The organism is Rhizobium sp. SRDI943 (genome assembly GCF_057653695.1).
Map to the genome: position 1 here is coordinate 16580 of NZ_JBYGKN010000003.1, position 16101 is coordinate 32680.

Annotated in this window: 11 protein-coding genes; 9 read left to right on the forward strand and 2 right to left on the reverse strand. The window is 62.2% G+C overall.

Annotated elements, in window-relative coordinates:
• Both AC245Y_RS31370 and AC245Y_RS31375 read right to left on the reverse strand, forming a co-directional pair.
• Positions 1 to 798, reverse strand: a complete 798-nt coding sequence (locus AC245Y_RS31370) for an alpha/beta fold hydrolase (protein ID WP_017997012.1) — start codon at positions 796 to 798, stop codon at positions 1 to 3.
• On the reverse strand, positions 795 to 1931 hold the full coding sequence (locus AC245Y_RS31375; protein WP_017997013.1) for an FAD-dependent monooxygenase: 1137 nt from the start codon (positions 1929 to 1931) through the stop codon (positions 795 to 797). The genes AC245Y_RS31370 and AC245Y_RS31375 overlap by 4 nt, the downstream gene beginning before the upstream one ends.
• Positions 1932 to 2283: 352 nt before the next feature.
• Here AC245Y_RS31375 and AC245Y_RS31380 point away from each other — a divergent pair, with 352 nt between their 5' ends.
• From AC245Y_RS31380 to AC245Y_RS31420, 9 genes are all read left to right on the forward strand, one after another.
• Positions 2284 to 2808 carry a (2Fe-2S)-binding protein gene (locus tag AC245Y_RS31380; RefSeq protein WP_017997014.1) on the forward strand — a complete coding sequence of 175 codons (525 nt, stop codon included), beginning with the start codon at positions 2284 to 2286 and terminating at the stop codon, positions 2806 to 2808.
• The gene (locus AC245Y_RS31385; RefSeq protein WP_017997015.1) at positions 2805 to 6344 is read left to right on the forward strand and encodes a molybdopterin cofactor-binding domain-containing protein; all 3540 of its coding nucleotides are present in this window, start codon (positions 2805 to 2807) and stop codon (positions 6342 to 6344) included. The genes AC245Y_RS31380 and AC245Y_RS31385 overlap by 4 nt, the downstream gene beginning before the upstream one ends.
• An 11-nt stretch (positions 6345 to 6355) precedes the next feature.
• A complete protein-coding gene (locus AC245Y_RS31390) occupies positions 6356 to 9040 on the forward strand; it encodes a hypothetical protein (protein WP_017997016.1) in 2685 nt (894 codons plus the stop codon).
• Between the two features lie 17 nt (positions 9041 to 9057).
• On the forward strand, positions 9058 to 11295 hold the full coding sequence (locus tag AC245Y_RS31395; RefSeq protein WP_026157674.1) for an MGH1-like glycoside hydrolase domain-containing protein: 2238 nt from the start codon (positions 9058 to 9060) through the stop codon (positions 11293 to 11295).
• A 365-nt stretch (positions 11296 to 11660) separates the two neighbouring features.
• The gene (locus tag AC245Y_RS31400; RefSeq protein ID WP_003554938.1) at positions 11661 to 12737 is read left to right on the forward strand and encodes an ABC transporter substrate-binding protein; all 1077 of its coding nucleotides are present in this window, start codon (positions 11661 to 11663) and stop codon (positions 12735 to 12737) included.
• Entirely contained in the window at positions 12727 to 13641 is a 915-nt protein-coding gene (locus AC245Y_RS31405) for an ABC transporter permease (RefSeq protein WP_017997019.1), read from the forward strand. The genes AC245Y_RS31400 and AC245Y_RS31405 overlap by 11 nt, the downstream gene beginning before the upstream one ends.
• Before the next feature lie 10 nt (positions 13642 to 13651).
• The gene (locus AC245Y_RS31410; protein ID WP_003554934.1) at positions 13652 to 14431 is read left to right on the forward strand and encodes an ABC transporter permease; all 780 of its coding nucleotides are present in this window, start codon (positions 13652 to 13654) and stop codon (positions 14429 to 14431) included.
• Positions 14418 to 15467 (forward strand): ABC transporter ATP-binding protein, encoded by a 1050-nt coding sequence (locus AC245Y_RS31415; protein WP_017997020.1) that lies wholly within the window; start codon positions 14418 to 14420, stop codon positions 15465 to 15467. Before AC245Y_RS31410 ends, AC245Y_RS31415 begins: the two co-directional genes overlap by 14 nt.
• Positions 15467 to 16066 carry a cysteine hydrolase family protein gene (locus AC245Y_RS31420; protein ID WP_017997021.1) on the forward strand — a complete coding sequence of 200 codons (600 nt, stop codon included), beginning with the start codon at positions 15467 to 15469 and terminating at the stop codon, positions 16064 to 16066. The genes AC245Y_RS31415 and AC245Y_RS31420 overlap by 1 nt, the downstream gene beginning before the upstream one ends.
• The last annotated feature ends 35 nt before the right edge of the window (positions 16067 to 16101 follow it).

A 16101-nucleotide genomic window follows, 5' to 3' on the forward strand; every position in this document is an offset into this window, starting at 1 on the left:
TTATCGGGAGAGGAAATCTCCAAGCGCCTCGAAGAAGCCGTCGAGATCGTCCCAAGGGATCATGTGGCCGGCATTCGGGACGCGGCTGATCTCGATAGCGGGATTGAGCCCACGGATTTCCGCTACATCTTCCGGCGCAATCACGCCACCACGTCCCGCGACCATCAGCATCGACGGCTGCTTCAGTGTGGCGAAATCCGGGAAGATGTCGTCCTTGCGGAAGTCCTCGAAGGCGGTGACGATGGCAGGCTCGAAGCAGGTGTGCAGCCATTCGGCACGCAACTGCAGCTGGCTTTCCGTCCATGTCGGGCAAAACGCCTTCATGCCCTCGGCATCGATGCCTGCCAGCGCGAGGCGAATGCTATCGACATACCAGGGCAGCTTGCTCGGATAAGGCCGGCGGCCCGGCCCGGAGACGGGGGGATCGATAAGGGCGAGGCGGGAGAACTCGCCGCCGGTATTTGCCGCCCGCATGGCGATGCGCGCACCCATCGAATGGCCAAGCAGCGCAGGAGCGCCAACACCGAGCGCCTGGGCAAGGCCGATGACGTCGGCGGCCATGGCATCGAGACCGTAGTCGAGATCCGGACCGGTCGAGGACAGGCCGCGTCCCCGGACATCGAGAACGTAGACGTCATGGCGTTCGGCAAGGCGTTCGGCAACGAAGCCCCAGGTGATCGCCGGGCTGGTGATGCCGGGAATGAGGATGACCGGCCGACCCTTGCCGCCATAGCGGAGGTAATGCTGGCGAATGCCGTTGGCTAAGACATTCGCGCCGTAGAGAAGGGCCGCGCTCATGCGACGCTCTTGTCGAGGATAGGCTCGGCATAGACGTCGTAGCCGTAGACCCATGAAGGATCTTCCTGCGTCTGCAGGAACGTATTGGCGTTGGACACGGTCTGAACCTGCGTCGCGCGATCGCGTCGGCTGGCCTCATAGAGGCGGAAGGCGGTCGCGTAATCCTGCGATCCGGTTTCCTCCAGGCATCGCGCCAGCATGGCCGCATCCTCGATCGCCATGGCGGCACCCTGAGCCATATGCGGCTTCATCGGGTGGCAGGCATCGCCGAGCAGGACCATGCGGCCCTGGCTCCAGAGCGGTAGCGGGTTACGGTTGAACAGCGGCCACTTGGTGACGTCGTCGGTGGCTTCGATCAGCGCCTGGATGACCGGATGGTATCCGGCAAAGGCTTCCGACATTTCTTCGCGGCTGCTCTGCACGAAAGCGCCGTCGAATTCCCAGGCGGGGTGCGGGACGCCGGTCACGTAGTAATATTCGTCGCGGCGGCTGGTGGTGTAATAGACCATCATGTGGCGATCCGGCCCCCACCACTTGACGCAATCCTCGAAGGTCAGGTCGAACTTCTTCAGCTTTTCCGCCGAGATCATCGCGCGATGACCGACCCAGCCGCTATAGTGCGGCTTTTCGGCGCCCAGCAATGTCTCGCGGACGCGCGAATTGATGCCGTCGGCACCGATCACGATCGTGGCGCGCGCCGAGGTGCCGTCCTGGAATTCGAGGTAGACATCCGAGCCATTGTCTTCGAGGCGGGTCAATCGCTTGTTGAACTGGACGGTGCCGGGAGTCATGGTGTCCATCTGCAAGGCAGAGAGATCGCCGCGATGGACGGTACAATAGGTCGCGCCATAACCTTCGAGCGGGATGCGGGAGAGATAGTCTCCCGTCAGGCCATCCCGGCTGAACCAATAGGCCGGCGTGCTGCTGATATCGATCAGCTTCTGGTCCATGCCGATGCGCTGGAAGATCTTCAGGACATTCGGTCCCATGTGGATGCCGGCGCCGAGGCGGGAAAAACTCGGGGCCTGTTCAAAGATCTGGACGTTGAAGCCGGCATGCTGGAGCAGCGCGCCTGCAGCCGCGCCGCCGAGGCCGGCACCGATGATCGCGATCTTTTCATTTCCGGTGGACATGGCGACCCCTTTTTTTCCGTTTTTCAACGTATCGCTCTGGCGATAGGCGAATTGGCTTACTTATAGCGTATACGCTTTAAAATGCAACAGCGAGCAAGCATTCCGTGGCGGCTGGTTTCATTGGATACCCAAGCGTAACGCGTTTTTCGACGTTTGCAACAACGAAATTCGACTTGCCAGTGCTCCATATGAAGCGTATACGCTATTTATATAAAAATGAGGGGCAGTAGATGCGTGATGTCGGTGACAGTCGCATCGTTATGATGCGCACGCGCCGCCAAGGCGCCCGCCGTATAGCGATCCGTCCAGTAGCAAAGGGCCTGGCTATTTGCGCGATGCTGGAGGAGCTCCCATGAAGCCTTCCGTTTCCGTTTCACTGAATGTCAACGGCGCTCTTTGGCGCGTTAGCGCGAAACCGGAAACACCGCTTCTCTACATCTTGCGTAACGACTTGTGCCTGAATGGACCGAAATATGGCTGTGGCCTGGGCGAATGCGGCGCCTGCGCGGTTCTGGTTGACGGCCGTCCGGTGCGCTCTTGTACTGTGCCGCTTGGCGCGATCGGCAAACGACGCGTGATCACGCTGGAGGGGCTGGCGGTGGATGGGCTTCTGCACCCGGTACAGCAGGCTTTCATCGAAGAGGCGGCGGCGCAATGCGGTTATTGCCTTAACGGCATGATCATCGCCACGGTTGGACTGCTTCAGCGAAATACGGATCCCGACGAGAGCGATATTCGCGATGCTCTGCGGCACCATCTCTGCCGGTGCGGAACGCATGTTGAGATACTGGCCGCTGTGCGGCGCGCCGTAACCCTTACCAAAGCCGGCCGGCCAGTCGACCCGATGACCGACGACATGACGGAGGTTTCGCGATGAACCACCGCGAAGCACCCAAGTCCGCCTACATGGCAGCCGCGAGCACGCTTCTCATTGTCAATGACGCGTCGATGGGCGACGCCGCCGAGCTTTATATCGCTGTCGGAGCCGATAGCCGGGTGACAGCGTTCAACGGCCACGTCGATCTCGGGACAGGCATCCGCACGTCGCTGGCGCAAATCGTCGCCGAAGAGCTCAGCGTGCCGTTCGAACAGGTGGACATGGTTCTCGGCACGACGACCGCCGCGCCCAATCAGGGGGCGACCATCGCAAGCGAAACCATCCAGATCACCGCAGTGCCGCTGCGCCAGGCCGCCGCGACCGCCCGCCACCATCTGCTCGCCAAGGCCGCCGAGAAGGTCGGCGTGCCGATTGAGCGGCTACGGCTGGAGGACGGCACTATCCGTGCCGACGGCGGCGAGAACTGGCAGCTGAACTTCGGCGATGTTGTCGTCGGCAGCCATGTCAGGCTGTCGATCGACAGCAATGCGGCGCTGAAGCCGGCGTCGGACTATAAACTGGTTGGCTCGTCGCGCCCGCGCGTCGATATTCCCGAGAAGGCAACCGGGCGCTGGACCTATGTCCACGATGTGCGCGTGCCTGGCATGCTGCACGGCCGCGTTATTCGCCCGCCATATGCCGGATTCGATCATGGCGAGCATGTCGGAAACAGCCTGATCTCGATCGACGAGACCTCGGTCGCGCATATCGAAGGGCTGGTCGGCGTCGTCGCCATCGGTGATTTCGTCGGTGTTGTCGCGACCCGTGAGGAAATCGCCATTGAGGCGGCGAAAAGCCTGCAGGTCGTGTGGCGCGCGCCGCCCGAGTGGCCGGATCTGAACATGCCGGAGGCGGCGCTGCGTGCCAATCCGTCGACGCCACGCAAGCTTGCCGATCGCGGCAATGTCGACATGGCATTGGCCGGCAGCGCCCAGCCGATGAACCGCACCTATGTCTGGCCTTACCAGATGCACGGTTCGATCGGTCCGTCATGCGCGGTGGCCGATTACAATGACGCCGGGCTGACCGTCTGGTCGGGAACCCAGAACCCTTATCCCATGCGCCGCGATCTGGCGCTGCTGCTCGACATGCCGGAAGAGCAGATTAGGGTCGAGCGGCTGGAGGCGGCCGGCTGTTACGGCCGCAACTGCGCCGATGACGTAACAGCCGACGCGGCGTTGCTGTCGCGGGCCGTCAAGGCACCCGTCCGGGTCCAGCTGACGCGCGAACAGGAACATGCCTGGGAGCCGAAGGGCGCCGCCCAGATCATGGATGTGCGCGGCGGTCTCGACCTGGAGGGCGGTCCGTCCGCCTATGATTTTGAAACGCGCTATCCCTCCAATCTGGCGCCGACCCTTCCCCTGATCCTCACCGGCAAGCTGCCGCCCGTTTCCGACGTCGTGCAGATGGGTGATCGTACCGCCATTCCACCCTATGCCTACGGCAACCTGCGCGTAACCGTGCACGACATGCCGCCGATCGCACGCGCCTCCTGGTTCCGTGGCGTGTCGGCGATGCCGAATACATTCGCCCACGAATGCTACGTCGACGAGCTGGCCGCCGCCGCCGGCGTCGATCCGGTCGAGTACCGGCTTCGCTACCTCCACGACCCACGCGCCGTCGACCTGGTGCACGCGCTTGCCGAACGGGCGAAGTGGGTGCCGCATACGACGTGGGGCACGCTCAGCGGCGAAGGCGATCTGCTCTACGGCCGTGGATTTGCCTATGCCGTCTACGTCCACGGGCCGTTTCCGGGCAAGGCCGCCGCCTGGGCGGCATGGGTTGCCGATGTCGCCGTCAACAAGAAGACCGGCGAGATCGCGGTTACCAAGGTGACATGTGCGCAGGACTCGGGAATGATGATCAATCCTGACGGCGTGCGCCACCAGATCCACGGCAACATCATTCAGTCCACCAGCCGGGTGCTGAAGGAAAAGGTCGAATTTTCCTCGACCGCGGTGCAGTCGAAGGAATGGGGCGGCTATCCGCTGATTACCTTCCCCGAGGTACCTGATATCGACGTGCTGATGGTGCCGCGCCAGGACGAGCCGCCGCTCGGCGTCGGAGAGTCCGCCTCCGTTCCCAGCGCCTCGGCCATCGCCAATGCCGTCTACGATGCCACCGGCATTCGTTTCCGCGAACTGCCGCTGACGCCGGAACTGGTCCTTGCCGCGCTGAACGGCAAGACGGACGAAACGCCGGCCACCCCGGTCGCGATAAAGCGGAGGTGGTGGAACGTCGGCCTGTCGGCGATCGGTGCCGTCGCCGCTCTGTCCGGTATCGTGACCATGGCATCGCCATGGCGCCCGGCGATCGGCACCATCCAGCAGCCGGACGCCAATGTCTACAGCGCCGCCACCATCGAGCGCGGCCGGCTGGCGGCGGCGGCCGGCGCCTGCAATGTCTGCCATGTCGGAAACGACGGAACACCCTTTGCCGGTGGCCGGCGCTTCGACACGCCATTCGGCGCAGTTTATGCCACCAACATCACGCCCGATGTCCAAAGCGGCATCGGCGCCTGGTCCTACCCGGCCTTCGAACGTGCCATGCGCGAGGGCATCAGCCGCGACGGCCATCACCTCTATCCCGCGCACCCCTACACCTCGTTCGCCGGCGCCGAGGATGCCGATCTTCAGGCGCTCTACGCCTACATGATGACGCAGGCGCCGTTCGCCGAAAAGGCGCCTGAGACGAAGCTCAAATTCCCCTACAGCATCCGCGCGATGATGGCGGGCTGGAACGCGCTGTTCCTGAAGGCGCAGCCGTTCAAATATGTTGAGACCCGCGATGCGCAGTGGAACAGGGGCGCCTATCTCGTCGAGACCTTGGGCCACTGTTCGGCCTGCCACACCGAGCGCAATGTGCTCGGCGCGGAAAAGAGCGGCAGCGCCCGGCTTTCCGGCGGCTTTGCCGATGGCTGGGAGGCGCCGGCCCTGAATGCGTTCGCCAATGGCCCGGTCGGCTGGACGGCAGACGCCTTCTATGACTATCTGCGCACCGGACATTCGCGCGATCACGGCAGTGCCGCCGGCCCGATGGCGCATGTCGTCGAGGTCATGCAGCCGCTGCCGGACAGTGATATCCGCGCCATGGCCACATATCTCGCAAGCCTCAACGAGGCCCCCGCCGAGAGCAAGGTGCATAGCCAGGCGGCTATTGCCGCGAGCGAAGCGGCCAAGGCTTCCGCCGCGCGCATATCGCCGAAGGGCGAGCGGCTGTTTAATGGCGCCTGCGCCACATGCCACACTGGAAACACGATCCTGTCGTCGCTGGCGCTCAACAGCAATCTTCATGCGGAGACCCCGGACAATCTCATCCAGGCAATCCTGAAGGGTGTCGAGGCGCCGGCAATCCTGGCGCAGACCACCGGCCGTCAAGCCCCTGAAGTGATGTCGATGCCGGCTTTCCGCCAGACGCTGAACGACGGCCAGATCAAGGATCTCGCCGATTATCTGAGAGCGCGCTTCGCCCCCGACAAGCCGGCCTGGACGGAAACGACCAAAGCCATGCAACGCGTAACGGCAGCAAGCCACTAGGGAGAGACGAGTTGGAGCAGATCCGAACCGGACAGGATATCGGCCGCCGCGACTTGTTCGAGAACCCGACAGCCGCGTTTCGCCCGTCGGCCTACTGGTTCTGGCATTCGATCCCGACAGAGGACGTTTGCCATGCGCAGCTCGCCGATTTCAAACAGAAGGGGATCGGCACGATCCTGATCCAGGCCCGTCTCGCAATGTCGCGCGATGACTACCTGTCGCCGGCCTATCTGGACGCCTATCGTGTTGCGGCTGGGATTGCCGGCAAGCTGCGGCTGAAGCTCGGAATCTACGACGATTACAACTGGATCAGCGGTCACGCCGGCGGCCGGACGGTCGTGGACCGCGATGACCTGCGCGAGCGCCACCTGTTCTGGTCGTCCTCGGGAGAGGCGCGGGGCGACATCAGCGGCGTCCATCCGCCGTTCACCCGGACGATGGGCCCCGATATCGTCGCGTGGCAGTATGAGGGCAGCATCGTCGAGTGGTGCGAATGGACCGTCGAGGCAGCGCTACTGCATCCGTCGGCCGGCATCGACAGTCTCGATCAGGTGGTCGACGTCACGGCGCGGACATTCGTCGTCGAAAGCGACCGAACGTCGTGCACCTACCTGTTTGACGGCGTGCCCGATGGGGGGCAGGTGCTCACGGTGTTCGTCAGCGCCCGGTCGACGACCTCGCGGTTGATCAATTATCTCCTGCCAGAGGCAGCGGAACGATTCACCGAGGTCGGGCTCGACCCGTTGGTCGAGGTGCTTGGTGATCTCGTGCCAGACCCCGTCGGCTTCGTGTTCTACGACCAGCCGGCGGCGGGTTTCTACAAGTGGAGCCAGATCTCCGGTGACCTCGGCAACAGCCTGCTCTATGCGCCGACCCTGCCGGACGCCGTGTCGCGCGGCACGGGAGAGACCTTCGCCAGGGCCCTGCTGGCGCTGGTGCGTGACGTCGGGCCTGAAACCCTGCGCCTGCGCGCCCAATTCTACGCCGCCTATTCGGCCCTGATGAACGAGGCCTTCTCCGGCACGTTGCGCCGATGGGCCGAGGGTAGGGGGATCGTCCTTACCGGGCACGAGATCCTGCCGCATATCAGTTCCTGGTCGCTGAACGGCGGTTTTACCAGCATCGACCCCAGGGTGGCGCTTGCCGTGGATTTCTTCGGCATCGATGCCTACCGGCACGAGACGGCCGTTGATTGCAACAATTTCGTGGCGCAGCTGGCGCCGAAGCTCGGCGACTCCGTTGCCCGTTCGAATGGTCGCAGCCGATGCGTCGTCGAAACTTATGCCAGCGCCGAGCGAACGCCCGTGCGTGCCGCCGGGCAATGGGAACTGACGCTGGAGACGATGCGGGCGCAGGCCATCCGGCTTCACTGCCTCGGGACCCGGCAATTCCTCTGGCACGGCGTCTACCAGACGGACGGGCGCGACAACGATCCGACGCCGTTTTCCAATCCACGTTTCGATTTCGGGCCGGGCATCAATTTCGAGCCGTGGTGGAGCTACCACGATCTGTTTGCCGAGGAGACGGCACGGATTTCCGCCTTCATCGAGGGGGCCACGCCCCGCACGCCGGTTGCGATCCTTTATCCTCTTCATACAGGCTTCGCAGAAGGGCCGCGCCACAGCCATGCAACCCATATCGGCGCCTGGTGCGAAGGGCTCTTAGCAGAAGGCTGCGACTTCATGTTCGTCAGCGAGGCCGATTTGGCGACCGCTACGATCAAGAACGGCCGCCTGCGCGCGTCCGGCCTTGTTTTCGATGCTGTCGTTCTGCCGTCCGTCACCGTGCTCGAGACGACGAAGACCTTGCACATGCTCGCCGTCTTCAAGGCGGCGGGTGGTGCTGTCTGGTCTTCAGGCGAGCGGCTCTCCACCGTCTGCGATGGCGCAGGGGGGCGTGCCGTCGGCACGTCGATCCATCTCGAAGGAATGCCCGGCAAAGGCGACATCACCGCTCTGTTGCAGTCGCTTCGGTCATCGGGTCCAGATCTTGCCTGTCATTCCACGGGCAGACCCTGGCAATGGGTGGGGTATGAGGCCGCTGGTTGGTGGCGGGTCGTGTTGTTCAACGATGGCGCATCGCACCTCATCAGTGAGATTTCCTTCGGCGACGGTTTCGCGTGCGAGGTCTGGTCCGCGACGACGGGAGACGTGGGAAAGGCAACCGCCTTCAGCCACCTGACAGTCGCGCTCGCGCCCCAGGAGGTGCAATGCATTCGACTGGGCGAGACGACGCAGAAGACCACCGTGCAAGGCCATCTCGAGCACCAGCCGCTGCTTGCCGCGGCTCGTGCCATATCGCTTGTCGACGGCTGGAGCTTCGCGCCGGGCCCTGACGCGGGATTCGTGCCGATCTCGGTGGTTGCAGGGTGGGAAACGCAGGGTTTTGCCGGTTTCTCCGGTACCGGCATTTATCGGCTGGCGCTCGAAATCGGCGATGAGGCCGAGTGGGTCCTCGAATTGCCGGAGGTCCACACGGTGGTCGCGGCGCTGCTCGATGGCCGTCAGATCGATCGAAGAGGCTGGCGCCCCTACCGCTTTGCTCTGGGGTGGCTGCTTCCAGGCGTCCATTCGCTGGAACTGCGCGTCGCCAACACGGCCGCAAATCGCTACTACATCAACACGCCTTATCTCGGTGACACCGCCGACAAGAGCGGCTTGTCCGCCGCACCGAAGCTCATCCAGCTGGCAAACTGACCGGAAGTTACAGACCCATGCTACAACATTCGACGATACCCCTGATGCGTGCCTGGAACAGCTGGTCCAACCGGCCGGCCGAAATGGTCTTCCTGCCGCTCGGCGTGCGGATCACACCGGTTCTCTATTCGACCCGCAGCAAGACGACCTCCGCGATCGAGCCGCGACGCGATATGGTTCGCCTCGGCCGTCACTCCATCGACGGCTCGCTGATCGAGCTGGAGACCGAGCTCAGCGGCACGACGGTCGCCTTTTCTACGACGAAGACCGACCCCTTCGCCATCCGCGGCAGCTGGAACGGCAAGGTATCGGCCGAGTGGGGACTGCGATTCTGGCTGACGCTGGCAATCTCCTCAGATGGCGGCGATGTGGTGGTCCATGACGCGGGTCGCAACATCACGCTGGTGAAGGTCGGAACGCGCTTCGTGGCGGTTGCGACCGCCGAGGCGCCGGTGCACGTCACTGGCCACGAGACGATCGAGGCGCTGCGGGCCGACTTCGAGGAAAACGGTTATTTCTATACCGCCACCCGCAGGAGCGAAGCGCCGTTGATTGCCCTGCGTTTCAATCTTGAGATGATGCGCCAGGGCGCCTATGCCGCAGGCGTCGCCGATAGTGCCGAATTGGCGATCGCCAAGGCGCAGGCATGCCTTGCCGCCGGCGCGCCAGCTGCGATCGCCGATGCGCAGACCGGCATGTTCGAGGGCGCGCTCGACGCGATGCGTGACGTCGTCGCCTGGAACACCATCTGGGACGAAACCAACGCGCGTTCCTACACCGCCGTCACCCGCATCTGGAACCTCGGGAAATTCGCCGTCTGGTTCAACGACCAGATTTTCGCCGCCCTTCTTGCGGGCGTGTTCGACGCCGATCTGGCGCGCGAGAACATGGCGACCGCGATGGCCGGCGCAACCCCGCAGGGCAATATCGCCTGCATCGTCACCTCCAACGATGCCTGGGTCGATCGCACCCAGCTGCCGTTCGGCGCACTGGTCGTCTGGCAGCTCTACCAGCGGACCGGCGAGCGATCGATGATCCAGGCAAGTTACGAGGCGCTGGTGCGCAATCGGCGCTGGTGGCAAGACAACCGCGATCCTGATGGTACCGGCCTTTTGTCCTGCGGCACCTCCGATGTCGGCGAGGGCCTCTACAAGGGGACGGCCTTTGCCGCGCGCAACGAGACCGGCATGGACAATTCCGCGACCCATGACGAGGCGATCTACGATCCCGTCACCCGGACGCTGTCGACCTTCGATCTCGGCCTTAACTGCGCGGCCGCTCTCGATGCCGAGATGCTTTCGAAAATGGCCGCCGTGCTCGGCAAGCATGACGATGCCCGCGAATTCGCCGCTCTGGCCGAGCGTCACCGGACGCTGATCTCGCAGATGCTCTGGGACGAGAGCCGCGGCATCTTCGCCAATCGCCAGCGGCGCGGCGGTTTCGTGCGCTCGTTGTCGCCGACCAGCTTCTACCCGCTGCTGTGCGGCGCCGCGACGCCGGCGCAGGCGGAGCGTCTGCTCGAGCATCTGAGCGACGAGACGACCTTCGGCGGTGATTTCGTGTTGCCGAACGCAACGCGAGACGATCCGGCCTTCGCCGACAACGTCTACTGGCGCGGCCGAATCTGGCCGAACGTCAACTACATGGTCTGGCTCGGCTTGCGGCGCTACGGCTTCGTGGCGGCGGCGAGCAAGCTGGCAAGCCAGAGCTACGACTTGTTCATGAAGAATTGGCGCGAGCATCGTATCGCCTCCGAAAACTACAATGCCGTCACCGGCGAGGCGATGGACCAAGGCGATACCGATCCATTCTACATCTGGGCCGCCATGCTACCGCTGATGGCTGCCAGTGAGATTGTTGACTTCGATCCGTGGACCGGATGGACGATGCGCCATGCCGGCCGGGATGTGGTGCTCGGACCTATGGTCTCGCCGTCGGGAACGCTCGAGCTGGTCGTCAAGTCCGGAACCCTGGTGATGACATTGAACGGGCGCGCAGCACTGAAGACAGATCTGCACACTACGCTGTCGCGCATCGTCTTCGCCAACGGGCGGGTGGCCTGCACGATTGCTCCGGTCTCCGAGGCAGGTTTCATCGAGTTGCCAGGCTTGGCATTGGGCGATGTTCTTGCCGCCCGTATCAACGGGCAGGACATCAACTATGTGTCGGGCGGCGACGGAATACGCGTCATGATTGCTGAACACGCGGAGGATCGCCGGCTCGACGTCTATTTTTCATCGTCAAGCGCTCACTAAAGCAAGGCAGTGCTTGACAGGTCTCGATTCCTCACAGATAGTTTGTGTACATATAAAATAAAAGACTGATGCTAAAGTCAGAGGGTTGAACGAACAGCTTGCAGGAGATCCGTGGATTCATGCCGGCCGCTCAGTGAAGTGATGTACTATTCTTACAGAAGTAGTGTGCCGCTGCGTCGCAGCGCGCGCTTCATTTCGCCGAGACGTCAGTGCTCCACGGACAATGCTCATCTGCTTTTAGTATGCATACAAATGATTAAGCGCGCTTTAGCACGTTGTTTGTTTTCAAGCTAGCCGATCCGTTGAGGTCGATGACCGCGGGTCATGATGGTCCATAACTGTGTATCTTCAAGAGGGGTGCCACAATGACTGAACTCACCAGACGCAACACAATGAAGTTGATGTCCGCAGCACTGATTGCTGGCGTCAGCATCTCCACCTTGCCGCGCAAAGCCTTTTCGGCCGGATCCATCACGGTCCTCAACTGGCAGGGCTACGGCACCGACGAAGCCTGGTCGCTGAAGGCTTTCACCGAAAAGACGGGCATCACAGTCGTCCATGACTACTACAGCTCGGAATCGGAAATGCTGACCAAGATGCGCACGAATCCGGGCGCCTACGATCTTGTTATCCTCAACGCTGCGCGTTGCGCCCAGGCGGTTGCCGAAGACCTGCTGCAGCCGATCGATTTCAGCAAGGTTCCAAACGCGTCAACAGTCGACGAGACCCTGCGCGCCAACCCGAACTTCAGCAAGGACGGCAAGGGTTATGCCGTTCCGTGGGTCTGGGGCATGACCTCGCTTGCCATCCGTGAAGGCATGACCGTTCCCGACAGTTACGCGGTCCTCGCCGACCCGGCCTATAAGGGCCGTGTTGCCATGGACGACGACGCCATCATCAATGTCGGCGTTGGCGCGCTGATGAGCGGGCAGGACATCAACGATCCCAAGGATCTGGCTGCTGTTACGGCCGCGCTGAAATCGATCAAGCCGAACGTCAAGTTGCTGTGGTCGACGGAAGATCAGTGGAACAAGTCGTTCGCCGCCAAGGAATTCGACCTGTCGCTGTTCTGGTCGGGCGGCTCGGTGCGATCCAAGCGCGTTTCTAAACTTCCGGTTCAGTTCGTAGTGCCTAAGGAAGGCGGCGTCGGTTGGGTCGATGGTCTCGGTGTTCCGGCATCGGCTCCGAATCCAGAAGGTGCTCTTGCCTTCGTCAACTGGATGATCGATCCGATATTCTATGTCGAATGGGCAACCAAGATTGGAGCCCCCGCTTCTTCAAATTCGGCAGCCCTTTCAGCACTTCCTGCCGACGATCTCACCCGCCTGGTACACAAGACCGAATATTTGAAGACCACGTCCTTTGTCTCGGGCATTCCCGACGACCGGCGCGAAGCCTTCAACAATATCTGGCAGGAAGTGAAAGCCTTCTATGCAGAATGATCGTCTGATATCAGCGTCAGAGCGCGGACCTTCGGGTCCGCGCAGCCGGCGCCCACTCCCGCCATGGGTTTCGACGACGGCGCTGTTGCTGCCGACCTATGGGTGGCTGACACTTGCCGTCTTTCTGCCGCTGCTGACCATGTTCGTGTTCAGCTTCATGTCGGCGACACCGATGGGCAAGACCCCGATCGTCTTTACGCTGAAGCAGTACCGCGCGTTCATCGATCAACCCTATCTGGTCGGGATCGGCATCACGTCGCTGCTGATCGGCTTCTGGACGACGCTGTTCTGCGCCGTGCTTGGTTTCCTGGCGGCCGTGGCGCTGGTCCGCTCGACCTTCGGCAAGACGCGCGAGATGTTGTTGATCCTCATTCTCCTGCCATTCTGGACCAACGGTCTTGTGCGCGTCTTTTCGTGGACCATGGTGCTGCGCGAAAACGGCTTTCTCGACAGTCTGCTGCATATGATTGTTCCGGACGCGGGTTCCATCGGCTTTCTCTACACGCGCTATGCCGTGGTGGTTGGTCTTGTTCACGGTTATCTGCCGTACATGATCCTGACCTGCTACATAGCGCTGGTGGCCATCGACGACGCGATCATTGAGGCTGCTTCAAGCCTCGGCGCGCGCTGGTGGACCATCCTGTTCAAGATTTTGATGCCGCTTGCGGCTCCCGGACTGATCTCCGGCGCCGTTTTGATCTTCATTCCGGTCATCGGTTCATTCATGGAACCGCGCATTCTGGGCGGTCGTGTCGGCGTGACCATGGGAACGGTGATCGAGGATCAGTTCACCCAGGCCTTCAACTGGCCTTTGGGCGCATCGTTGTCCTTTACGATGCTGGCGGTCGTGCTCGCAATTTTCGCAACCTTCTCCGGTGTCCTGCGCCGCGGAACGGTCGCTTGAGGAAGGGATCATGAAAACGCTCGGTCCAATCTATCTCATCGCCATCCTCATCTTCCTCTACACGCCCATTCTCGTGATGATGGCGATGGGGTTCAACGCTTCGCCACTTTACGAACTGCCATTCCATTTCTCGCTGCAATGGTACGACGCGCTCTGGGACAACAGCATCCTTCTGACGGCGGGTCTGAACAGCCTGGTGATCGCGAGTATCACCGCGGTTCTGGCGACGGCTTTGGGTACCATGGCGTCCGTTGCGCTGTCGCGCCGGACCTTTCGCGGCAGAAGTCTCCTGCAACTGATGCTGCTGCCGCCGATTGCCATTCCCTGGCTGATCACCGGCACGGCCATGCTGATCTTCTTTTATTGGACCGGTATCGGGCGCGGCATGCATGCCCTGTTGATCGGCCATGTGGCACTCGCCATCCCCTACGTTGTTCTGGTCGTCGGCACGGGCTTCAAGACAATCCGCGCCGACCTTGAAGAAGCCGCGATGAGCCTTGGTTCGACACCGGTTCACGCCTTCTTCTCGGTGACGCTACCGCTGCTTTATCCGAGCATCCTTGGCGCCGCGCTCTTCGCCTTCGCAGTGTCGCTCGACCAGTTCGTGATTTCCTACTTCCTCGCAACGCCCGGATACACCACCCTGCCGGTGCAGATCTACTCCTCGATCCGCAAGGGCTTCACCCCTGAAATCAACGCGATCTCCACCGTGCTTCTGCTCGGCTCGATGACGATCATCCTGATTTTTGCGCGCTTCGCCAAGCCCGGAGACACAAGTGACAAACGTTAAAGTCAATTCCGTCGCTAAGACCTACGGCAGCACACCGGTCCTGTCCGATATCACCACCGAGTTCCCTGAAGGCTCTTTCACCAGCCTTCTCGGCCCATCCGGCTCCGGCAAGACCACGCTGCTGCGCATCATCGCGGGCTTTATCAAGCCCGACCAGGGCGTCGTCACGATCGGCAACAATGATGTCACCGACATTCCGGTCTGGGGCCGTAACATCGGCATGATGTTCCAGTCCTACGCGCTGTTCCCGCATATGACGATTGCCCAGAACGTCGCCTTCGGTCTCGAACGCCGGGGCATCAAGGGCGCCGCCGCCCGCAAGGAAGTCGACCGCGCGCTGGAAATGGTGCATCTGCCTGGCTTTGCCGATCGCATGCCCAAGCAGTTGTCCGGGGGCCAGCAGCAGCGCGTTGCGCTGGCCCGCGCCATGGTCATCAAGCCGAGCGTGCTGCTCCTCGACGAGCCGCTGTCGGCGCTCGATCGGCGCCTGCGCCAGGAAATGCAGGTCGAACTGCTGCGCATCCAGCGCGAAAGCGGCCTGACGACGATCTTCGTCACCCACGACCAGGAAGAGGCGCTGACGCTGTCCGATAAGGTAGCGATCCTCGACAAGGGCCGCATCGTCCAGATCGGCGAGCCGGAAACCGTCTATGAGAGACCGCTGACGCGCTTTGCCGCCGAATTCCTCGGCGATTCCAACTTCCTCACCGGCACCGTGGAGAACGGCGCCGTGCGTCTCGCCGATGGGACGGTAGTTCAGACCACCGGCACGTTGCCATCAAGCGGCTCGAACGTCACGCTCGCGGTGCGCCCGGAGAAGATGTCGATCGCATCAGGTGCGACGGATGGCAACAGCCTGACGGCGCGCATCACCACCGTCATCTACGCAGGTCCCGTGCTGTCCTATCTGCTGGAGACGGCAGACGGTCTGCCGCTGAAGCTGTTTGCACAGAACCGCGATGGCAAGGTCCTGAGCGATGGCGACACCATCACCCTGACCTGGGCCGCGGAACACACCGTCCCGGTGGCCGACTGATGATGGCACCCGCGCCACTCTCCAGGAATGCGCTGCATGTCGTCATCGACATGCAGCGGCTCTTCGCCGAGCAAACGGCGTGGTATACGCCAGCGATCGAAGGCATCCTTCCCAATGTGGTGGCGCTCAGCAAAGCGCGGCCCGCTGAGACTGTCTTTGCTCGCTTCATGGTGCCCCAAAATGCCGAAGATGCCACGGGTCGCTGGAAGACCTACTATCGTCGGTGGTCATCGGTGACGCTGGATGAACTCGATGTCGCCATGCTGGATCTGGTGGCGCCGCTTTCGGCGATCGCCGCTCCAGGCTCCATCGTCGACAAAAAGACCTACTCGGTCTTTGGCTCGCCCGGGTTTACTGCGCGCTTGCAAGGATCGGCAACGGACACGCTGATTTTCTCGGGCGTCGAGACCGACGTCTGCGTCTACGCCAGCGTTCTTGATGCGGTCGACGCCGGTTACCGGGTCATCCTCGCCGAGGACGCACTGGCAAGCGGCGACTTGAAGGCGCACGCCATGGTCATCGAGATCCTGGCGCCAAGGCTTTCGGAGCAGATTGAAATTCTAACGACAGAAGCCATTCTGAAATTATGGCGAGAGTAAATTCGGTAGCGCCATTGCCAGTCACCACGACGAAC

Excerpts from the sequence above, each read along its gene's own strand:
- AC245Y_RS31370 (WP_017997012.1), bottom strand. The coding sequence starts at position 798 with ATGAGCGCGGCCCTTCTCTACGGCGCGAATGTCTTAGCCAACGGCATT.
- AC245Y_RS31375 (WP_017997013.1), bottom strand. The coding sequence starts at position 1,931 with ATGTCCACCGGAAATGAAAAGATCGCGATCATCGGTGCCGGCCTCGGC.
- AC245Y_RS31380 (WP_017997014.1), top strand. The coding sequence starts at position 2,284 with ATGAAGCCTTCCGTTTCCGTTTCACTGAATGTCAACGGCGCTCTTTGG.
- AC245Y_RS31385 (WP_017997015.1), top strand. The coding sequence starts at position 2,805 with ATGAACCACCGCGAAGCACCCAAGTCCGCCTACATGGCAGCCGCGAGC.
- AC245Y_RS31395 (WP_026157674.1), top strand. The coding sequence starts at position 9,058 with ATGCTACAACATTCGACGATACCCCTGATGCGTGCCTGGAACAGCTGG.
- AC245Y_RS31400 (WP_003554938.1), top strand. The coding sequence starts at position 11,661 with ATGACTGAACTCACCAGACGCAACACAATGAAGTTGATGTCCGCAGCA.
- AC245Y_RS31405 (WP_017997019.1), top strand. The coding sequence starts at position 12,727 with ATGCAGAATGATCGTCTGATATCAGCGTCAGAGCGCGGACCTTCGGGT.
- AC245Y_RS31410 (WP_003554934.1), top strand. The coding sequence starts at position 13,652 with ATGAAAACGCTCGGTCCAATCTATCTCATCGCCATCCTCATCTTCCTC.
- AC245Y_RS31420 (WP_017997021.1), top strand. The coding sequence starts at position 15,467 with ATGATGGCACCCGCGCCACTCTCCAGGAATGCGCTGCATGTCGTCATC.